The sequence below is a fragment of the bacterium genome (genome assembly GCA_030647005.1).
Lineage (GTDB): Bacteria > Patescibacteriota > Patescibacteriia > JACPHY01 > JACPHY01 > JAUSKG01.
In genome coordinates, this window is record JAUSKG010000004.1 from 14,431 (window position 1) to 35,884 (window position 21,454).

20 protein-coding genes are annotated in these 21,454 nt (G+C 56.3%); 5 read left to right on the forward strand and 15 right to left on the reverse strand.

Going from position 1 to position 21,454, the window contains the following annotated elements; genetic code table 11:
- Positions 1 to 4: 4 nt before the first annotated feature.
- The 15 genes from mraZ to Q7S96_00405 form a co-directional block, all read right to left on the reverse strand.
- The gene (mraZ, locus tag Q7S96_00335) at positions 5 to 439 is read right to left on the reverse strand and encodes a division/cell wall cluster transcriptional repressor MraZ (protein MDO8462709.1); all 435 of its coding nucleotides are present in this window, start codon (positions 437 to 439) and stop codon (positions 5 to 7) included.
- Positions 440 to 838: 399 nt separating this feature from the next.
- The gene (locus Q7S96_00340; protein MDO8462710.1) at positions 839 to 1,918 is read right to left on the reverse strand and encodes a putative glycoside hydrolase; all 1,080 of its coding nucleotides are present in this window, start codon (positions 1,916 to 1,918) and stop codon (positions 839 to 841) included.
- Between the two features lie 195 nt (positions 1,919 to 2,113).
- Positions 2,114 to 2,719 (reverse strand): DUF1045 domain-containing protein, encoded by a 606-nt coding sequence (locus Q7S96_00345; GenBank protein ID MDO8462711.1) that lies wholly within the window; start codon positions 2,717 to 2,719, stop codon positions 2,114 to 2,116.
- Between the two features lie 15 nt (positions 2,720 to 2,734).
- Positions 2,735 to 3,814, reverse strand: coding sequence for a 23S rRNA (adenine(2503)-C(2))-methyltransferase RlmN (rlmN, locus tag Q7S96_00350; protein ID MDO8462712.1), 1,080 nt, complete (start codon positions 3,812 to 3,814; stop codon positions 2,735 to 2,737).
- Positions 3,815 to 3,925: 111 nt separating this feature from the next.
- Positions 3,926 to 4,384 carry an NUDIX domain-containing protein gene (locus tag Q7S96_00355; protein ID MDO8462713.1) on the reverse strand — a complete coding sequence of 153 codons (459 nt, stop codon included), beginning with the start codon at positions 4,382 to 4,384 and terminating at the stop codon, positions 3,926 to 3,928.
- Positions 4,385 to 4,389: 5 nt separating this feature from the next.
- Positions 4,390 to 4,890 (reverse strand): VIT1/CCC1 transporter family protein, encoded by a 501-nt coding sequence (locus Q7S96_00360; protein ID MDO8462714.1) that lies wholly within the window; start codon positions 4,888 to 4,890, stop codon positions 4,390 to 4,392.
- A gap of 70 nt (positions 4,891 to 4,960) precedes the next feature.
- Positions 4,961 to 5,950, reverse strand: coding sequence for a hypothetical protein (locus Q7S96_00365; protein MDO8462715.1), 990 nt, complete (start codon positions 5,948 to 5,950; stop codon positions 4,961 to 4,963).
- A gap of 199 nt (positions 5,951 to 6,149) precedes the next feature.
- Positions 6,150 to 6,851 carry a hypothetical protein gene (locus Q7S96_00370; protein MDO8462716.1) on the reverse strand — a complete coding sequence of 234 codons (702 nt, stop codon included), beginning with the start codon at positions 6,849 to 6,851 and terminating at the stop codon, positions 6,150 to 6,152.
- 199 nt (positions 6,852 to 7,050) lie between these two features.
- Positions 7,051 to 7,815, reverse strand: a complete 765-nt coding sequence (locus tag Q7S96_00375; GenBank protein MDO8462717.1) for an SIMPL domain-containing protein — start codon at positions 7,813 to 7,815, stop codon at positions 7,051 to 7,053.
- Positions 7,816 to 8,101: 286 nt separating this feature from the next.
- Positions 8,102 to 9,322, reverse strand: a complete 1,221-nt coding sequence (locus Q7S96_00380; GenBank protein MDO8462718.1) for a replication-associated recombination protein A — start codon at positions 9,320 to 9,322, stop codon at positions 8,102 to 8,104.
- A 6-nt stretch (positions 9,323 to 9,328) separates the two neighbouring features.
- Positions 9,329 to 11,521 carry a DNA helicase RecQ gene (gene recQ, locus Q7S96_00385; GenBank protein ID MDO8462719.1) on the reverse strand — a complete coding sequence of 731 codons (2,193 nt, stop codon included), beginning with the start codon at positions 11,519 to 11,521 and terminating at the stop codon, positions 9,329 to 9,331.
- A gap of 11 nt (positions 11,522 to 11,532) precedes the next feature.
- Positions 11,533 to 12,258, reverse strand: coding sequence for a ribonuclease H-like domain-containing protein (locus tag Q7S96_00390; GenBank protein ID MDO8462720.1), 726 nt, complete (start codon positions 12,256 to 12,258; stop codon positions 11,533 to 11,535).
- Positions 12,255 to 13,850 carry a DUF2330 domain-containing protein gene (locus Q7S96_00395; protein MDO8462721.1) on the reverse strand — a complete coding sequence of 532 codons (1,596 nt, stop codon included), beginning with the start codon at positions 13,848 to 13,850 and terminating at the stop codon, positions 12,255 to 12,257. The genes Q7S96_00390 and Q7S96_00395 overlap by 4 nt, the downstream gene beginning before the upstream one ends.
- Before the next feature lie 158 nt (positions 13,851 to 14,008).
- Positions 14,009 to 14,446 carry an NUDIX hydrolase gene (locus Q7S96_00400; protein ID MDO8462722.1) on the reverse strand — a complete coding sequence of 146 codons (438 nt, stop codon included), beginning with the start codon at positions 14,444 to 14,446 and terminating at the stop codon, positions 14,009 to 14,011.
- Between the two features lie 218 nt (positions 14,447 to 14,664).
- Positions 14,665 to 15,195, reverse strand: a complete 531-nt coding sequence (locus Q7S96_00405) for an HNH endonuclease signature motif containing protein (GenBank protein MDO8462723.1) — start codon at positions 15,193 to 15,195, stop codon at positions 14,665 to 14,667.
- 756 nt (positions 15,196 to 15,951) lie between these two features.
- Here Q7S96_00405 and Q7S96_00410 point away from each other — a divergent pair.
- The 5 genes from Q7S96_00410 to Q7S96_00430 all read left to right on the forward strand — a co-directional run bounded on the left by Q7S96_00410 (position 15,952) and on the right by Q7S96_00430 (position 21,378).
- Complete coding sequence (locus tag Q7S96_00410; protein ID MDO8462724.1) at positions 15,952 to 16,524, forward strand: zinc chelation protein SecC; 573 nt, start codon at positions 15,952 to 15,954, stop codon at positions 16,522 to 16,524.
- A gap of 70 nt (positions 16,525 to 16,594) precedes the next feature.
- Positions 16,595 to 17,521, forward strand: coding sequence for an IS1595 family transposase (locus Q7S96_00415; protein MDO8462725.1), 927 nt, complete (start codon positions 16,595 to 16,597; stop codon positions 17,519 to 17,521).
- The gene (locus tag Q7S96_00420) at positions 17,518 to 18,402 is read left to right on the forward strand and encodes a DNA adenine methylase (protein MDO8462726.1); all 885 of its coding nucleotides are present in this window, start codon (positions 17,518 to 17,520) and stop codon (positions 18,400 to 18,402) included. Before Q7S96_00415 ends, Q7S96_00420 begins: the two co-directional genes overlap by 4 nt.
- Positions 18,377 to 18,871 carry a DpnII family type II restriction endonuclease gene (locus tag Q7S96_00425; protein ID MDO8462727.1) on the forward strand — a complete coding sequence of 165 codons (495 nt, stop codon included), beginning with the start codon at positions 18,377 to 18,379 and terminating at the stop codon, positions 18,869 to 18,871. The genes Q7S96_00420 and Q7S96_00425 overlap by 26 nt, the downstream gene beginning before the upstream one ends.
- A 53-nt stretch (positions 18,872 to 18,924) precedes the next feature.
- The gene (locus Q7S96_00430; protein MDO8462728.1) at positions 18,925 to 21,378 is read left to right on the forward strand and encodes a trypsin-like peptidase domain-containing protein; all 2,454 of its coding nucleotides are present in this window, start codon (positions 18,925 to 18,927) and stop codon (positions 21,376 to 21,378) included.
- Positions 21,379 to 21,454 lie beyond the last annotated feature (76 nt).

A 21,454-nucleotide genomic window follows, 5' to 3' on the forward strand; every position in this document is an offset into this window, starting at 1 on the left:
GATCCTAAATCCCCAACTCTCCCTCGAGCGCCTCCGCCACGGCATCAGATCCCTGCTCGGCCGTCGTGCGGTAGCGCTCCCATGCGTCCTGATCCCACACCTCCAGGCGATCGTAGAGACCGGCAACCACGACGGACTTTCCCATTCCGGCAAACGCACGCAGGTACTCCGGAATGACGATCCGTCCTTGCTTGTCGAGCTCCACATCCATCGCTCCTGCGAGCAGAAACCGCGAAAATGAACGGGTATTGGACTTACTGATAGGCAGTGATGCGAGTTTCCCTGCGAGTGCCTTCCACGATTCCGCTGGATAGATAGTCAAGCAGCGATCGAGCCCACGTGTGACGACTGCACCCTTGGCGAGCTTCGCACGGTACTTCGTCGGCACCGCGAGCCGCCCCTTCTCATCAATGCTGTGGCGGTATTCTCCGATGAACATACGATTCCGACGTGAAACCCAAAATCCTAGCGGAGGATAGAAGAAAGCGGCTCAGCTGAACAAAAAATGGTTGAACACTCTTTTGGTTCGAACACCGATCGTGTTCACTTGCTCACAAAGATAGTTCAGTTATCCCCATTCTTATCCACTTTCTACCACTTCAATACTATTATCCTCCACTTTCATCCACTACGTCAATCCACACTGACAAAACCGAACAGATACCGAACACAATGAATACCACAAAAACACCCAACAATACACGCTCCGAACGATTCTCTATCCTTTTTATTATGGTCCATATGCCAGAGGATATGAGCATAGAGACGTACAGGACGCAAAAACACCCCCGATATGCTCGAGGGTGTTTTACGATCCGCTGTTCCCATGGCGGCGAGATCACTCTGTGCCCGACGCGCGCATTCCCTCGCGATGGAGAGCGCCCGTATGGAACCTCCCCACGGGATTCCAGAGCATCCAACCGGAGCCGCCGTTATCATCCACTGCCTGCATCTGTGCGCGTACCATTGCGTCGGTGTAGACGGCACCGAGGTTAAAATCCTGGAGCCACGGCCGCACCGCTGGACGCTGCTCCTCTGGCAGCGCAGCGATGCGCGCCATACCGCGCTCGAGCGTGCGATTGATGACATCGTAGGGTGCATCGGCGGGATTTGCATGCCCACCAAATCCACTCGCGTAGTGCGAGGGGTAGACCATTGGCGCGAGCACATCAAAGTACGGCGCAAACGTCTCGAGGTGCTGGCCGATGCCCATGCCATCTGCCGCGTAGAAGGAAAGCCCAAAGACGTCCGCAGAGGTACGGATGCCCGAACCGCCTACATCCCGCTTGATCGTCTCACCAAACCGCCGCACGATCTCGGTCTTTGGTGTCTCACCATCCCAGTGCGGGAACACGATGCTCCGGAGCGCACCATCGGACGGAAACCGTATGTAGTCGAAGTTCACCTCGTCAAATCCCAACGCGGCGGCCTCATGCGCCATGTCAACGGCGTACTGGCTGGTGACCGGTGATGCCGCATCGAGCCATGCGTACCCAATGCTGTCGCGCCAGAGCGCGCCGCCGGGCCGCTGCAGTGCCTCGGTTGGATGACGCTCGGCGAACCAATTGTCCTGAAAAACTGCGACTCGCGCGATCGCAGAACCGCCCGCCGCATGGATGGCATCGAGTTTTCGAGGCAAATCCTTGATCGTGTAACGCTCCGGCGCGATCGCGCGGATGGGTTCTGTTACCGGTCGAAACGCAATGCGTCCATCCGGGTCCTTGAGGTCTATGACAATCGCATTGACTTCAGTCGAGGCAACGATCTCCACGTATCGGTCGAATGACGAACTCGCCGCACCACCAGAAGTGAGGTAGATCGCTCGCAGGGGCGCATCGAGGTCCGGCGGTTGATCGAACACACCCGCCAGCGTCCCGCTGGTGAGCAATGCAACCGTGAGGACAAATGCGGCAAACATAGGGAGGTCTTCCGTGAACCTCCAGTATACCAGAGAGACGCTCATTCCTTCTGATCCTCCCCCTCTCCATGGTCTCATGGGGAGGGAGAGCGAGAGGCCTGCGCTGCGCCGTGCCCTTCCGTAGCGTTGCGCGAAGGAGGGTAGCTCGCAGAGCGAAGTAGCGGGGAGGGGCGGTATGTAGGCTTGGCAATAACCCTACGAGCGAAGTGCAAAGGTGCTCAGGAGCCGCACACACGTCCCGTGCGCACCAGCGGCAAACAATCCAATAGCTGCAGGAACGCATGAGAAGTGCTCAAGCTCCTCCACTGGCAGCACTCCCCCATCGTCATCATTCGCCATCCGCGTCAACGTGAGATGTGGTCGGTACAGTGCGCCCACGGATCGGTAGCCGTACTGCTCAATGTTCTGCCGCACCTCCGGAAGAGCGCGAGGGAGACGTGCGGCATCTCTGGCACGCAAATGACCCGCTCGCAGTGGGTTCACTGCCTCGATGACCGCTCGCTGGAGTGTCACCAACGCTGCGTGCGATTCGTATTCCACATCAATCCACCGCTCTTGGCGGGCGAAGCGCGTCGCGACGAGCAGTGGCCGCTCCATCGCTGTGGCGATGCGTGCGAGACGCTCGCGAACGATGTGCAGCACGCCACTGGGAAGTATGGTGTAGTAGAGTGTGACGTGCGGACGCTCACGGGTCTTGTCGAGTACGAAGAGGCCTCCGCGTCGCTGGAGCGCCTGGCTCATCGCAATGGCACGTGCCGCGACCTCCGCTGGCGGGATACACGCGATGATGTACTCTCGCATACTAAAAAACATTCATCACGATGCCGAACGTTTCACCGTTGCGAGCTGTCCACAGGCCGCGGCGATGTCGTCGCCCATGGTCTTCCGCTGCGTGACGGTGTATCCGGCATCGAGGAGGACGCGCTTGAAGGTGTCAATGCGCTCCTGCTGTGCGCGTACGAAGGGCTTGCCCGCAACGGGATTCCACGGGATGACGTTCACCTTGCTCGACCCTGTTCGCGCGATGAAACGCGCGAGCTCCCGCGCGTGCTCGGGTGTATCGTTCACCTCGTTGAGGAGCGTGTACTCGTACGTCACATGGTGGCGACGATTCCCGAGCGACTGGTGGTATCGCTGCGCCCAATCCGCGAGGCGTTCGAGGAACTTTGGAGCGGTCGTGGGGACGATCTCGCGGCGACGTTCCTCATTGGCACTGTGGAGGGAGATGGCGATGCGGACGTGCGGCCACGCGGGATCCGTGAGGATGCGCTCGAGCTGCGGGAGGACACCAACGGTCGAAACGGTGATACGCGTCGTCCCGATGTCCGTCACACGCAGCCACGTCGTGATCGCGGATTTCACATTCGCGTAGTTCGCAAGTGGCTCGCCCATGCCCATGAACACGATGTTGCTGATGCGCGCATACTTGACCGTTTCGGCGTGGTCCTGGAGCCAGTACATCCAGAACCGGTACTGGTCGGCGATCTCATCTGCAGTCAAGCTCCTCGTGAGTCCCATCGCGCCGGTTGCGCAGAAGGTGCACCCCATCGCACATCCCACCTGCGAGGACACACAGATCGTCCACTGCCCGCGACGATTCGCCATGAGCACGCTCTCGAAAACGAGCCCGTCCTCTGTGGCGAGCGCCGCCTTGAACGTATCGCCCGCGCGACTCTTGAGGATCGCCGCCTGCGTCACGGACATCCACGGGACCGCGGCGAGTGCCTCCCGCATGGCGTGGGAGAGCGTCGTGACGTCTGCCCACGCACGGATGGACGGATCGAACAGCGCGACCTCAATCTGCCGGAAGCGGAAGTCCTGCACATCACGAAGAACCGCGCGGATGCGATCCGCGCGAAGCGTCGCGGGTGGCGGTGTGTGCTCGTCCTGCGTCATACGATAGTGACCGGATCGTAGCACAACCACGAACCACGTCAAGCCGTACCACGGAATGATGGCTGACGGAGGATATGCTGCCAACGCTCGCCACCGATGATGAGGTGGTCGTCATCGTGTCGCGAACGAGAGCTCGTCGTAGAACTTGCCTTCGGCGAGGGAACGAAGGACTCGTACGATGAACGGCATGACGTTCGGTGGAAGTGCATCGGGTGAAAGCCAAGCGAGTGCATCGCACTTGTGGGGCTCGCAGATACGAGGTGACCCGCTCCACTGCCGGACGCGAAAGAAAAAATCAACGCGCTCACCCGTCGCGTCCTCTGCCGCGCGGTAGAGCGTGTGGACGAATTCCACATCGTCCACGCGCAACGTGATGCCGATCTCCTCATGCACCTCGCGGAGCAATCCAGCCACGGGGAGCTCCTCGGGTTCCACGTGTCCCGACGGAACACCATACCACCCATCGAAGTACCCACTCCCCTTGCGGAGCATGAAGAGGTACCGCCCCTCCTGCTCAAAAAGCGCGTAGACCGCGGGCACTGCGGTGTGCCGATGGCGTGAGACATGCATAACGATCAGACAAACCCATGGACGACACGACCGACAGCAACACCGATAGCGAGCGCACCGCCACCGACGAGAAGCATTTCGAGGCCGTGCCCGATCGCTCTCGTCCGGAATACCAACGCGCCGCCGATGCCAAGGAGGAAGAGCGCGAGGAGCGAGCACGCGATGGAGACCCAGAACGCTGCCTGCACGGACAGGAAGACGTACGGGAGCAACGGGATAAATCCGGCGAAGAAGTACGATGCGAGCATGATCGCACCGCCGAGCACGTCGCGCTTCGTCACCCGTGCCTCCTTGCCCTGAAATTCCGCAACCGAGTGCTCGGTGAGCAAACTCCCAGCGCCCATGGAGAATCCCTCCACGAAAATGAGGATCGCGCCGGTGACGATGATGGTGGAGCGCGAAACGCCGGACACCGCAACGCCGGCGAGGAGACCCATCGTGGATACCAAGCTATCCTCCACGCCAAAGATAATGTTGCGCACGAGGAGCTCCGTGATCCTGGTCATAGTAGGGAGATCATGCGCCGATAGTAAGGAGATCACTGCGCTGATTACGCAGATAATGCGCTGATATGCACTAGGGACGCGTGCGGAAGCGCTCGAGGAAGGGGGCGCCGGAGTACGCGCACGCACGGACGAAGGACCAGTCCCAGAGATCGTCGGGCTGCTCGCCCGCGGGCTTCAGAACGAGCGTTTCACCGTGGTAGGACTGGAGCGATGCATCGGTAAACGCGGTAATGCACGCACGCTCACGATCGAGGTTCCGTCGCGATGACGCGAGCACCGGGAAGTACGTGAGGTACTTAATCGCCCACCAGTCACGATCGGCGAGCACCTGTGAGAGCGGTTCACCACTCGCGTTCTGCGATGGGAGCCGCCCGAAGAACCTCGTGAACGTCCGCAGCGCGAGCGGCTCGAGATCAATGCGACGATGATCGGGGAACTGCTTCGTGATGTCAATGGGTGCATCGGGGTTCGTCACGAGGGAGCAGGTGAACTGGTAGTCGGTCGTCTGCTCGGGGAGTGCGCCCTGCGTGCGGACGTACGCATCGAGCAGCGCGGCGCGCTCTCCGGCACCAATGGTGACGCAGGGGTCGCGGTCATCAACACCATCCGGACCGAGCGCGATGAACGCGATCGCCGCGCGCTCCTCCGCATCGCTCGCCCCGCGCGCGATGGCATCTGGCACGACGCGTGCAAACAGGTTCGTCGCGGTCGTGCGGAGTGGCGATGCCGCAGTGACATTACGCGCATCGAGTGATGATGGCCAGGATACTTTTGCCACCTGTTCCGGTACGCCACCGACGACACGACGCGCGTCCTCCGCGCGGGGCGCTGGGGTTTCCGCGATGAGGCCGTCGGGTTGCACATCAGTGGGCGCAGCAGCCGGGGCCTCCTGCACAACGACCGCTGCGGGAACTCCTATGTCATCGCTCGCATCCGTTCCGGCGGACCGCACGCCGTACACGGATGCGCCAATGGGGGTCTGGAGGAGGACGATGGCGATGGCCGAAATGCCGATCACCAATCCGCCTGCAAAAAATCCGTACTCACGAGTGTGGATCATATATTAAGCGTGTAGAAAAATGATGTAGCGGAGGCCTTCCCGCCTTCGCATAAAGCTACGGCGGACAGGCAGGCCTCCATCCGAATGTTCCCTCCGAAGCTGGTGCGAGAGCACCAAAGATCGGTTCCGCCCTCCCAGAGAATGCGACGCTGCTCCAGTGTGAGCTCGCGCCCGTCTGCGCCGTGGGTCTCCTGTGCGCTCATAGGATGATGGGAGGGTCGAGCGGTGACGATTCCGACTGGTGCGCGGCGTGCTCCTGCCGCGCGATGCGACGTGCGCGACGGACAATCGCGCCACCGCCACCGAGGACGATGAGGAGGATGATCGCCCACGCCACGCCGATGCGCGAACCCATAACCTCCAGGATACTCCACCCGAAGAATTGCACCTTGAGGAGCGGCAACACGACGAGGAGTCGGACGACATCGAGAGCGTTGAAACGTTCGATCTCCCCCAAGGCGAGCGCGTACTTCCCCTGCATCGCATCGTTCCACACGACAATCTCGTAGGTTCCGGGGGTGACACGCTTGCCCAACTCTGGCCCCTTACGGTAATCATCGTCTGCGAACGGCTCGTGGAACAGTGGCCACTCCCCTTCCGTGCCATCGAGATCTGCGATGGGCGCGCGCCGTTCGCCGATGCGCTGTACCACCTGCACGGAGAATCGTCCATCCGGATTGGATCGCAGCGGCGTGAGGATGTTCACGAAGAGGTTGAACCCCTTTTCAGCAACGATCCGATACGTCACCGCATCGCCTGCGAGCTCGCCGTAGAAGACCTGGGAGTGCTCCGGGTCGGTGACGACCACCTCCGATCCCGTCGCGGTGCGCGGGAGGTGTGCCGATGCAGGCAGCGCGATGAGGAGGAACGCCGCCGTGAGTACGAACCGTCCGATGCGCATAGGGAACGCTCGCGTGCACTAAGGCCTCACACCAAAATAACCTTGCCACCTTGCATCCCATCGTCCGACCATCTTCCGCCGCTCCTCGGTCATGAAATCCTCACCGTAGCTCGGCTACGCTTACGGTTTCATTCGGTCGGAGCGACGAAATCTGGCCAGACGCTGGGCGCAAGTTGAACAAGTTATTTTGGCGCGAGGCCTAATCCATGCGGTACGTCACGCTCACAGAAACGACGACGTTGTTCTCTCCGGTCTGAATATCGGGTGCGCTCTTCTCTGCCGCGCCCCCCATGCCGAGCGCGTAGTCGAGGAAGACGGGCGGCTGCGCGCCACCGGATTCGGAAAAGTACGTCACCGGACCGAGCCGAACATCGAGGAGCGTAGCGATGTTCTGTGCGCGCACACGCGCGTCCGCAATAGCATCTGTGCGCGCCTGCGTGTGGAACTGCTCCGGATCGTCAAGCGTGAACTGGAGCGCCCCCACATTGGTCGCGCCGCTCGTGCGGAGCGCATCGAGCACCGCGTTCACGAGATCGAGATTCCGGATTGTCACGGTCACGGACTGCGATGCCGTGTAGCCGCGCAGGATGCGGTCCCCGGTGTTCGGGTACTCGTACCGCGGGTAGACCGAGTAGTCCGAGGTTTGGAGGTCGAGATCCGGAATACCTACACCGACAACGGCATCCGTCACCTGGCGCATGAGGCGATTTCCCTCCGACTGCGCGCGCGCCGCGTCGGATTCCTCGACGGTCACGCCGGCACTGATGCTCGCGAGATCCGGAACCGCACGCACGGTACCGATGCCGGAAACAGTCAACGTGCGTTCGACGGGCGTTGAACCGATCGTGCGGTACTCACGCAGCTTCACGGCGGTCGCCGCGGCGGTGAAGACCGTGAGCGCAACGGCAAGGAGTCCGCCGAGCACACCGAGGACAACGTGACGTGAGAGTGGAGGCATGACCATAGGCCGAGACGTGATGAGTACGATGGACGTGTCTGCACGAGCGATTATACCAACGTGGCACGCAATACTCTAGAGTGCGACCGTAGAAAAACACCCCTGCGCTGTCATTGCGAGGAGTCCCGAGGCAAGCTCGGGATTCCGGCTTGCCTCCATCTCGCAACGTCGGAATCCGCGACGTGGCAATCTCGCGGAACCAAGTGGCCGGGATTGCCACGCCCTCGAGGACTCGGGCTCGCAATGACACACTTTTGCAGAAGTCCCTAGAGTATAGCACGTCCGCAAGAGGTCACATGTAGTGCGTTCCCTGGAGTTCTGGCGGGAGGTAGGTCTGATCGCGGTCGTCCTGCGTGTGGCCGTACCGGTAGCCCTTGCCATACCCGAGGTCCTCCATGAGCTTCGTTGGTGCGTTCCTGATGTGGAGAGGAACGGGGAGGTTCCCCCGTGCACGGACATCAGCGACGGCGCGCTGGTACGCGAAGTAGGCCGAGGCGTCCTTCTTGGATTTTGCGAGGTAGATGACGAGCTCGGCGAGGTGCACGCTGCACTCGGGCATGCCGATCCTGTGGCACGCATCAAAAACCGCGTTCGCGAGTATGAGTGCCGAAGGGTTGGCAAGACCAATGTCCTCCGCTGCCGCACGCACGAGCCGACGTGCGACGTAGACCGGGTCCTCCCCTCCCTCGAGCATGCGTGCGAGCCAGTAGACCGAAGCGTCGGCGTCGCCACCGCGGATGGACTTGTGGAGCGCGGAGATGACGTTGTGGTGCTCCTCGCCGTTCTTGTCGTAGAGGAGGTGCGACCGCTGGAGAACGTCGTTGATGCGGGCAACGGTGACCGCTCCACCTCCGCTGCTCGCCGCTTCGAGCGTGTTGAGCGCCATACGCGCGTCGCCGTTCGCCATGCGCGCGATGTGGACGAGTACCTCATCTGCGACCGCGAGCTGCTGCGTGCCGAGACCGCGCACGCGATCGGCGAGCGCAGCACGGAGGAGCTGCACGATCGCCGCTTCGGGAAGTCGCGCGAGGACGAACACCCGCGTGCGCGAGAGGAGCGCGGCGTTGATCTCGAAACTCGGATTTTCCGTCGTCGCGCCGATGAGTGTAACGGTGCCCCGCTCCACGTGCGGGAGGAGTGCATCCTGCTGCGCCTTGTTCCACCGGTGAATCTCATCAATGAAGAGCACCGTGCGCTGGCCGAGCCGTCTCCCCTCCTCCGCACGCGCGACGTGCACACGGAGATCGCTGCGTCCGCTCTCCGTTGCGGATATCTGGATGAACTCGGCTGCAGTTGCCGCCGCGATGATCGTCGCGAGTGTCGTCTTGCCACTCCCGGGCGGCCCCCAGAGCACCATGGAGGGCACGCGGTCCTCCACGATGGCCTGTCGGAGAAAGGTGCCGCCCCCGACGAGCTCCGTCTGTCCGACGAACTCAGCGAACGAGCGCGGACGCATACGCTCCGCGAGCGGCACGGTGGGCGATGATGACGATGGACGCGAGTGCGGTGGCATAGCGTGTCACGGTGACCCCGCTTCTCGCTGGATGACCGCACGGATGAAGTGGAGATCGGCGTAGGAGATGTCACGCGGGAGCGCCTGCTTGACCGGACTGAGTGCGTCGAGAACGCCAACCTGCGCGAACGCCGCGCGGATCGTCCGCTCGCGGTCTTCGGGAACGAACGCGCGCACGTCTTCAACCGGAATGCGCCCATCGCGAACGCACTGTGCGAGGTGCGCGACGATGGTCTGCTCCGTGAGCGCACGGTGCGTCGCGATGCGCGCGACCGACCAGCTCTGCCGGTAGTACGCGAGCGTTTCGGAGACGGTGTCGGAGTCGGATGCGAAGGAGCGTTTCGCCGCCGCTCCCTTCGTGGTGGGAGACGGGTAGTCGGCCATGCGCGACACGAGATTGTACTCCGCAGCGTGACGCGCGATTGTCGCGAGCATCGCGGTGCCAAACCGCTGCGCGCGATGCGTACCGATGCCGGAAATACGGAGGAGCTCATCTGGCGTGTGCGGAAGGTACGCGGCGAGGTCTGCGAGCACCTTATCCGAGCAGATGACGTACGGTGGAACGCCGTCGTTCCGCGCTTCTCCCGCGCGCCACGCGCGAAGTGCGTCGAAGAGCTCCGCGTCATACTCGGCCTCATGCTCTACCGCGCGTGCACGGCGCACGCGCGCGAGCACGCGCTCCTCGCCGCGGAGCACCGTCGCCGCGCGCTCCGCCAGTCGGAGCACCGGATATTTCCCGGATTCCTGTGCAAGGAAGCCACGATCTATACACGTATCAATGAGGTCACGGATAGCGGACCGCGGACGACCGCGAAGTGCACCAAAGGTTGGGTGCTGTGCAAACCGTGCGACGTCCGCGGCTGCGGACCCCGCGAGCACCTGCGCGAGCTTGCCTGCGCCCACGGGGAATCCGCCTCGCTCGATGTGCGCGACCGCCGCGAGCACGCGCTGGGCGTCCTCCGTCACATCGTGCTCATCGAGATGCTCGGTCTGACACGCATCGCATCGGTCCCCGCACGTCCACCCGTTTCGCTCCTCGCCAAAGTAGCTGAGGATCGCCGCGTGCCGACACTCGACGGTGCGCATGAACCGCACGATGCGTTCGAGCTGGCGGTGCATACGTGCGCGTTCGTCCTCCTGCTCCGCACGATCAATGAAGTACTGCTGCGTGGCGATGTCACCGTTCGCGGTGATCGCGACGCACTCCGCCGGCAGTCCGTCGCGACCGGCGCGGCCAACCTCCTGGTAGTACCCCTCGAGCGACTTTGGCATGCCCGCATGGATGACGTACCGGACGTTCGACTTATCAATGCCCATGCCGAACGCGACGGTTGCGACGATGGTCTCCACTTCGTCGTTCGCGAACGCGCGCTGGTGACGGTCGCGGAGCGTCGCGTCCATACCCGCGTGGTACGGAAGCGTCCTGAAGCCCGACTCGTTGAGGACATGGTCGAGCTCCTCTACCTTCTTGCGCGTGGCAGCGTAGATGATGCCGGCCTCACCGCGATGCCGCGCGAGGATGCGGGAGACCTGTGCGAAGAGGTCACGCTTGGGCTCGACACGGAGCGTGAGATTCGACCGCTCGAAGCTCCCGACGAGGGTCTCCATGTCCGGAACGCGGAGCTGCTCGATGATGTCGTGGCGCACCTGCGCGGTTGCAGTTGCTGTTGCCGCGACAATGGGGACGTTCGGGAACTGCTCGCGGAGACGGCTGAGCTGCCGGTACTCCGGACGGAACTCGTGCCCCCACTCGGAGATGCAGTGCGCTTCATCCACCGCGATGAGCGAGACGCGATCGAGCTTATGGAGGAAATCCTGAAACCGATCCGTGAAAAAACCCTCCGGTGCAATGTAGAGGAGGTCGAGCTCACCGCGCACGGCACTGCGACACACGCCATCACGCTCACCGCTCGTGAGCGTTGAGTTGAGCACCGCAGCGCGCACGCCCGCCGCGCGGAGGGCGTCCACCTGATCCCGCATGAGCGAGATGAGCGGCGAGAACACGATCGCGAGGCCGGCACGCGCAATCGCCGGAACCTGGTACACGAGCGACTTCCCACCACCCGTCGGCAATACCACGAGTACCGATCGTCCCTGCATGATGAGCTCAATCGCCTCCCGCTGGTACGGCCGAAACGTCTCGTACCCGAACACGTTTCGAAGGATGTCCTGTGGTTGTGCGGTGACAGCGTGCTGCATAGCAATACCGATCATGAAGTACCATTACCAACCTGCACATACTCCCGCCATACGTCGTAGAGGGCTTTCGTAGCGCGAATATCGCGAGCGTTGTAGCGTGCGATGTCGAGGAAGTCGCCGCGGCGGAAGTACTCCCCCACCTCGCTACCATCCATGCCGTCCTTGGGGGTCTCAATGCCAAACGCGCGACAGTAGAGGTGCAGTGAGTGGCGCCGGAACGTCGCGCCGTAGAACGTGAGCTGCTCCTTGAGGTCCACATGCTGCGCATTGGCAGCGCACTGGTAGAGATACCGCCCGCGCATGAGGTCCTTCGTCGGCTTGATCCGATGCACCGCAGAACGAATCATGAGGTACGGAACATCAAACGACCGGCCATTGAACGTGACGAACGTCTGTGCGTACCGCGCGATCTCCCAGAACTTCGCCAGGATCCCCGCCTCATCCATCGCCTCGTACTTCACGTCATCTTCCTCAAACGGTGCGACATCCGCACCCGGAGCCCGAAAGTACACCGCCCCCTTCTCCGTCTCCGCATCGAGCACCCCAACCGAAACGATCTCACCCGTCAACGGCGACAACCCGAGTTCCTCCTGCTCCTGCGCCAGCAGCACCTCCATGTCCAATCCCCTCTCCTCCGCCTTCCTCCCCACCGCCTTCTCCACAACGCCTCGCGTCTGCTCATCCAAATCCTCCCATCGCTCTCCGATGGTCTCAATGTCGAAGATGAGGGTCTTCATACACCATCATTGAGGATACCTCCAGCGGGTGGATTGTTTTGTATGCGAAGATGCGCCGTACGAATCATTAACGCGACCATGACGTTAAATAGCACCGCGCCAAAAATCGGAACGGCAAACAATAAACCGTACCACCTCGAATGGAAACAGGAACGCGCCATCTTCATCCAAAGACCAACCCATGTACCTGCCTGCTCCAGGGCAAGCAGGAAGAGCACACCAAAGAACGTAAGGAATACATAGAAATCCGGTTCGGGTGGTACATTGCGCTCGTACACGAATTGAGCAACGACCAAACTTGTCCAACCGATCGCCAACATCGCCGGTGGCAAAGCACTCCATACACCCCACCACCATGAGGCACCAACAATACGCCGTGCGATATCTATATTGAACAACGGAATCCAGGCAATCCAGCTTCGATGCGGAATACCACGATGGCGCGCAAGCGTGTGGAGCGCGCGTGCCATGAATAGGTGAGCTGTAAAGAAGGTAGCAAGCACCATACCGAGTAGTGCCCATCGCCAGAAAAACTCGATGATGCGCTCCATCAAGGTTGGTGGTACATCGATGTTGTAGGCAGCGGTGGTGATCGTGAGCTGACTCCTCGACATGACAACACCAGCGGACTCTTGCACATGATTCGGCATGAGGAACATGAGCGGATCATCGTAGTGCACGCGCTCTTCGTACGGTGCATCCCACGGCACAAGCGCGAGATCTTCACGGATGCGAGTCGGATCGATATCCACTTCCATTGCAACCATCCACGCAGGGGACCAGAGGTACGGAGAGAGATGCGGATACGCGCTGTTCGAGGTGGACCGCCCAACTCGTCCACTGAATACCAGTCCGGCTCCCGGAATGACATACGGATCAATGCCGATCGTCCAAACAGAAAACCGTTGCGTGGGGTCGTTATCAGCAGCAAGACGTAGTGGAATGACGGGTTGAACAGGCCGAAATGCAAATGCGAGCGGCGGCGTGTTGTAGGTACCAAGGATGCTACTACTCACCCGTGCACGCGTCGCATTAATACGCACGGCAACAAACACTGTCCCGCGCTGCGCGACCGCACGACGAAAATTCTCACGATCTTGATCCGTAATGACATAATCGCGATCTTCTAACCATTCCGTAAGCGCGCGAGCATCTGATGCGTCGAGCGTCGTCACATCAAAATCGCCAATAGATTGTTCTTTGATGACCGAAACACCTGCAGCCGATGTCTGGCCGCGACCAAATTTTACCCTACTGACTCCCACATCAACACTTCCAGGAAGACGTCGCCTCGGGAGTGGCCTGGTGAACTCGATGAGTTCTTTAAACAACGCTTCGTGTGCCTTCGCGATGTTTGGTTGCGCTGGCAGCGCGAACACCGCACCGAAATCTTTTGCATCGCTTTGATAGGCGAGGTCCACCACGAATCGCTCCACTTCCCCATCCCACGTCACGAGCATGCGCGTTCGCCCGGTCAACTCAACACGCTGGCCCGGCCGAGTGAACTCTCCGCTCACGCACGCACGCGCCACTGGTACATGCAATCCGAGCAACAACCCCATCGTCATCAATGTGCCGATTGCCGTACGCATACCAGGGGAGTACATATTTGAGCGTGTAAAAAAGTAAAAAACTACCTCCCATGCTGTCATTGCGGGTTTGCGAAGTGGGGAAATGGGGTCAGGAAATGCGGAAATGGGGTCAAGTCCAATTTCTCCATCCAGGCATTCATTGTCACATTGTCTGTTGGTTAGATTTTTAGAAGATAGTCAGTAATCATTTTCCGTGCAGGAGGATTAAAACCACTATATGCTTCGCCGGCGATGTAGTCCTGAATTGAAACCCATTTCCATTCGGAAAATTTTTCTGGCTCCATGAGTTTTGCGTCCTGCTTCGTTGTGCAATAAAACATAAGAACTACATCACCCTCTTTTGCGCCAGGCACTTCGCCAATAAAATCCAAAATATTCAAATCTGTGATATCAACTTCTTCAGCAACCTCTCGTCGGAGAGTTTGTTCAACTGTCTCTCCGATATCAGAGCGACCACCTGGAATTGTCCATACTGATATTTTCTTCCACTTATCTGGCGTATAATGACGATGACCAGTTAGAACTTTGCCGTCTTTCACAACGACTGCAATTGGACATGTTATTCCGTCTCCTTGTTTGATAAGTTGATTTTGCATAATCATTTCTTTAGTAGATCATCCACTGAAACCTCAAGGGCTTTCGCAATCTTTTGTCGCAGAATAAAGGAGAATAAAGGGGTCAAGTCCATTTTCCACTCGATCACTTCGTGTTCCTTATAGCCATCATCGCGTCATCGTCAAAGAAATGGACTTGACCCCTTTACTTATGTTTACTATGTATAGCAATTTATAGAGAACGTAGATAGACGGTCAGATCACTTTTTTGAGCGTGTCCCAAGTAGATTTTGGATAATAACCTGCGCCTGTTTGAGTCTGAGATTAACCAAAACCGAAGAAACTTCTCCGACATCTTGATATAGGTTATTAGCGACATCCTTCAGGCTCAGGTTTGGGTTATACTTAAATTTCTTTTGAAACTTTCGTATGATGGCCGCACGCTTTTTATAAAACTGTTCTCCACTCTTTTTCTTAATAAACACTCTCCAGTCTCCGAAATGTTTTTCCTTGTTGCACCGCTGACAGCAAGGAACGATATTGCCCCAAGCATGGAGGCCAAGTGCAGTTTTGTTTATTGGTACAAGATGATCGTTAGTTACGTTATCTTCAGTTAGTGCGACACCACAATAACAGCACGAGTTAGAGAACAGTGCTAAAACTTCCTTCCACTCTGTGCTTTTCGTATTGAATTTTTTGAAACCCCGAGCTTCATCATAAAATGATCCGGCTTCTTGCAAGAGCATCCGTATTGCTGAATTAGATATGTCGGATTTTGATTTTGTGCCCATATGGTAATTATGACGCTTTCTGGTCTTCCACGATAATGCGCTGACTAGTCCGGCAGGATTCAAATTTGTTTAGAGAATAAAGGGGTCAAGTCCATTTTCCACTCGATCACTTCGTGTTCCCTATAGCCATCATCGCGTCATCGTCAAAGAAATGGACTTGACCCCTTTATCTGACCCTTTACTTATGACCCCTTTACTTAAAGAAATGGACTTGACCCCTTTACCCTACTGTCCGCCCGCCTCGTCGCGGGATCGATCGGGGCTGGGCGGACGAATCGAGGTTGAGATTCTCTGCCAACGGAGCTATCCTTTAGATGTGTAGGGAACTTAGGCCCCACGTTAACTTCCGTACCCATCTTAGCACCACGAGGCAGAATGCGGAACGAGATCGAAATACGATTCCTTGTTTATGGGCGATCTACCGAATGCGCTCGAAAAGTATGGCTTAGAGTCATCCGAGAAGGAGATCGTTGAAGGTCTCCGGAGTGGAATCTATGCGAACGGCTTGAATCCGATGACAGAAGCGCCGATTTTCCAGAACTATTTGATCAGTCTCCTGAACTTGAAATCGAACGGAACATTGTCCACCTCCTTGCAGTGTTTGAAGGATGCGGTCGAAAAATTTTCTGCCTCGAGCACTGAATCAGCCCGGGCACTCAATCATTGGACGGAAGTCTTGGCGCGAGCAACGAGAGGTCTTGTTGTCGCTACGATCGGTCTTGGAATCGTGGCACTTATAGAGATCTTCTTTTGAACATGTCTATCCCGCTTCCAAAAGTTGCATCAAATATGATGCCAAATATTATAGCTCTTTGTGAACAATTAGTACCGAATGGGAAACCCTTGTATCTAGATGTTGAAGTAATCAACGGCTCAATAGAGAGTGAATGCTACAAGAATGTTGAAAGTGTGATTAAAAACAAGGGTGGTACAATTCAGTATGGTTGGCAGATATGGGAAACCATTCCCGATCTTATGGCTGAAGCAGAATTTCATGCGGTGTGGGCTGATAATAGCGGCGAGCTTCATGATGTAACGCCGAAATCATTATCGGAAATCAACCAAATATTATTTTTGCCAGACCCTGTCCGTAAATATGGGAGTAGACAAATTGATAACGTAAGAGTCCCGTTACAAGATGAAATTCTCATCAAACAGTTTATTGAAAACGCCAAAAAGTATTTTGAAGCAACCAATCGTGATGAATTGGCTAATTACCACGGATGTATAGTTGCAAATTCAGAAATTCAAAAATTAGTGAAAGAGAAAAACGAAATATTCCTTAATATTATTCAAAAATTTTGGGAACTATATACTAAATCACCCTAAAATGGGTGTTTTTAGTTATCCACATTACAGGACTTGACAACCCTAGAATGATCCTGTATGATGGGTATATATGGTGAAACCCGCCCAATTCAGTACACTCTTGGAGTTTTTGACCAACTTCAAGGACGAGGAGAAATGCCGCCAATACTTTGAGCAAATCCGCTTCAAGGATGGCGACTATTGCCCGCATTGCGCCCACGGCAAGATCAACCGCTTTGCGGATGGGAAGCGATACCGCTGCGCGAAGTGTCGAAAGGACTTCACCATCAAGACGGGCACCGTTTTTGGTGAGAGTAAAATCTCGCTGCAAAAGTGGTTCATTGCGATCTATCTCCTCACTACGTCTCCTAAGGGCATCTCGTCCGTGCAGCTCGCAAAGCAGTTGGGCGTGACGCAAAAGACGGCGTGGTTCATGGATCATCGTATCCGTAAGGCGATGAAGAACGGCGGCAAGCTGTTTGGCAATGTCGAGGTGGATGAAACGTACATCGGCGGCAAGGAAAAGAACAAGCACGCATCGAAACGGACAAAGGGTGTGCAGGGACGTTCGCTGAAAACAAAGAACGCTGTTATGGGCATGGTGGTACGCAATGGCAACGTCATTGCGTCCGTCATTCCAAATGCGAAAATGCGAACGCTCGAAAGTAAGATCGTCGCACACATTGACATTGGTTCCACGCTCTATACCGATGAACTCATGTCGTACTCGAAAATCGGATCGCTCTACAAGCATGAAGCGGTCAATCACAGCAGCGGCGAATACGTCCGAGGCGATGCACACACAAATAACGTCGAGAGTTTTTGGGCATTGTTCAAGCGCGGGTATCACGGCACCTATCACACCATGTCGGGCAAGCATCTCCAGCGGTATGTGGACGAGTTTGCTTTCCGATGGAACGAGCGGAATACCCCAATGGATAGTATCTTTGCCAATACGGTGGAAAGCGTCGCGGAGACAAAAACGCTACACTATAAGAAGCTCACCGCAACCGTATGAGCCGTCCACCGCAAATCTTCCACCCTCCCATTTCCGCAGGTTTTGACGAGGTGCTTGGAGCCATTGCGAATGAGCAGCGACCACAGGCACGGAGCGTACCCGCTAAGCCGTTTGTCAAGTGGGTAGGCGGCAAGCGTTCTATTCTCCCGCTCCTCATGGAGCGATTGCCGAAGGAGTACACCGCATACCATGAGCCGTTTGCTGGTGGCGGTGCGTTGTACTTTGCGCTGCAACCGCAACGGGCGACGCTCTCGGATGTCAATTTGCATCTCGTCCTAACGTACATTGCCATTCGGGACGACGTGGAACGATTGATCACGCTCTTGCGCGAACACACGCAGAAGCACGGCAAGACATACTATCTCAAGGCGCGGAAACGCCTCTCTACGGAAGAGGACGGAACGGTCATTGCGTCGCTATTCATCTACATCAACAAGACGTGTTTCAATGGCCTCTACCGCGTTAATAAGGATGGCGCGTTCAATGTTCCGATGGGCAAGTACACCAACCCGCCCATCCTTGACGAGGACACATTGCGAGCGGATCATGCAGTGCTGCAAGGCACGAAAATCGTTTGCCAATCGTTTTCATCCATTCGCCCAAAACAACAGGCGTTCTACTACCTCGATCCGCCGTATCACGCGACGTATGACGGCTACAACGGGAGTGGTTTCAATGATGATAAGCACCGCGAACTTGCCGCCATGTGCAGAAAGATAGACGAGAAGGGCGGGTACTTTATGCTCTCAAACTCCGATACTCCCTTTGTGCGCGACCTCTACCGCGCATACACCATCGAACGGGTGGAAGCATCTCGCTCCGTGTCATGTAAGGCGCATCAGCGCGGCAAAGAACATGAACTCATCATCAGGAACTACTAGCGGCGGCGGACGCGCTAACAAGACGGGCAATAGCTTGGAGCAGTTTGTCGAGCACAAGCTCAAAGAGCATGGCTACACGGAGTTTTGGGATCACAAAAGACAGGTGTTTGCGAACAGGACGACGATAGGAGGCAAGCAGTACGGGAAGCAAATCTATTGCGGCAAAAGCATCTACGAGACGGATCGCAAATGCGACTTCCTCGTGCTCAATCAAGAGAAGTGGCCAGACGGCCTCATCATCGAGTGTAAGTGGCAACAGTCCAGTGGCTCCGTGGATGAAAAGTACCCGTTTGCATTTTTCAACATCTGTAAAATAGGCGTGCCGACCGTTGTTCTCCTAGATGGCAATGGATATAAACCCGCTGCCATGCGGTGGCTCAAGGAGCAGGCGCATCCGCAGAGAGCACTCATCGCCGTATACAACATGGTGGAGTTTCAGACAGCGGTCAATAATGGTTTTCTTGGTTAGGGTTGCTTTGTATATAGTTCCCAAAATTTTTTACTTAAGCAGATCATCACTTTATGAAAAATAAAATCACAATTTTACTTTCTGGCATATTTTTTGCAATTTCATTTCTGGGCCGTGTTCCTGTCGTCAATGCGGACACGAACGATCCGATATCTTGGTGGAGTTTCGACAATGCCAGCGAGCTTAGTTCTGGGTTGGTAAAAGACAAAAGCGGAACCTACAATGGTCAAAATTTTAACGGAGTTCCGGTGAGCGGTTATAGAGGAGGCGCGTTATTTTTTGATCTCTCTGCGCCACTTGGTGGACATGGTAGTGGTAACGGCGATGGATTTACCGTTGCTGGTCTTCCGCAATTATCGCAACTGGCCATAACGTTCCGAATGAAAACCGATAATTCAACCAACGCGATACAGTCGGTGATAATTGCGCAAAGCATAAGCCCGACTTATGGCGAGTTCAATATCCAATACAAAAATGGTTCCTTAGGTGTGGGCGTTACTAATAATGGAAGCGCAGGAGCAACCGTAAGGATTGATGAGAATTTTCATTACTATGCGGTGAATTATGACGGACGAAACATTTATATTTATGTTGATGGGCAAGTAAAAGGATTCGGCACCGCAGCAGGTGTTGGCAGGATTACTGCTGATAAATGGAGTTTTGTTAGTAATAGTTCTATTGGTGGACAAGACAACATTGTAAACAAAATCGCTATTGATGATTTAAAAATCTACAGCCGTGTACTTAGTGAAGCTGAAATAACCTACGAAAAGGATAATAATCAGATCTGCTCTGTAGATACATGGTCTTGCGGTGAGTATTCCGCCTGCTCTACTGATGGGACGCAATCCAGGGCCTGCAATAAAACCTTCGAGTGTCCTCTGGCGGATACCCCATCGCCCACCATTTCCCAATCCTGTACACCTCCGCTGCCTTCATGCACTTCTGACATGTGGTCCTGTGCTGACTGGGGTGATTGTTCTAGTAGCAACTCACAATCTCGAACGTGCACTAAAAATATTGCCTGCATAGACGGCATTTCTTCCCCCGCGACATCGCAGACCTGCACCTACATTCCGCCGACTTGTAGTTCATGGACGTACTTAAATTGGAGTTCTTGTTCTTCGGCTGGACAGCAAGACAGAACGATTACTGCATCGGCCCCAAGCGGTTGTACCGGTGGGAATCCAATCCTACAGCAAGCATGTACCCCGCCCTGCACCTCGGATACATGGTCTTGCGATGACTGGAGCGAGTGTTCGGGACGCGGTATTCAAAATCGAACATGCACAAAAACGTTTGATTGCCCCAGCATCGCGACTCCTCCGCCCGCAACGGTGCAGGCGTGTATTCCCGTACAGCCAGCATGCGATGCAGACGTATGGACATGTGGTGCATGGGGCGGATGCTCCCTTTCAGGAATACAAAATCGAAACTGCATAAAGTCATTCGATTGCCCAAGCGCAGAGACCGCACCACCGACAACGGCGCAGTATTGCGAACTACCGGCTCGGCCACAGCAGGCCCCACCAAGCGACTCTAGCGAGACAACGAATCAGGACACCATTGTAATGGCAACGGTGAAACTGCTGTGTCCAGTTGACGCACGCATGGCGAGTCAGGGGTCCGGTACGATGATTGACTCTTCAGGGATTATACTCACGAATAAGCACGTTATTGCAGGGACGGTGGGGTGCTTCGTTGGATTCGTAGATAATTTTGGCGATGATCCTTACTTTGGAGATCGACAAATTGCGGACATTGCTAAAACTTCTCCAACACAAGACGTTGCAGTTCTCAAGTTACGAAATCCTCAAAATAGGAAGCTCCCCGCAGTCAATATTTCAGGGGCCAACAGTAACCTTCGATTAGGAACCAAAATCGTTACCTATGGGTATCCTGCATCGTTTGGGCGCAACATGACATATACGAGTGGGGACTTTAGCGGAAGCGACGGTGCCTATCTCAAAACCACCGCCATCATTGAACACGGGAATTCAGGCGGCGGTGCATATCTTACGAACGGAACATATATCGGCATACCCAGCAAGGTTCGAAAGGGTGAGCTAAACGCTTTAGGTTATATTTTGTCCGTCAATGCAATCAATGCATGGTTGAACAATTCAAACATCGCCCTTGGCAGTGGGAGCACCAATCAGTATTCAAGAGTTTCAGTTTTAGAGGAAATGGATTTGAAAACGCTTGGTTCTCTTAAGCTGTTTATCCCAGATACGGATGCAACCGGTGCCCTTACGAAACCAGTGGCACCCGCGACGACCCCAAAAAAATCAAAAGCAGTAGAGCCACCAAAGCCGGGACAGAGGGCACCGGAAGTGCAACCGAGTAGTGCGCAAGGAGAATCCACGGTCATCGAACCGTCTAATGCCGATCAGGGGACGGAAGCGACCCCACAGAATCAAGCTGAACCGGAATTGAAAAAGGAACGACCCCAAAAAGTTCCATGGTTCAGGCGTCTATTTTCTTGGTTTGGGAATCTTTTCAGATGACGCAGCAAGCGCCAATAGTTTCAACTTCGATCCGATCCGCCCCAAGCCCTGATCACCCCCGCGCCGAGGCGGGCGG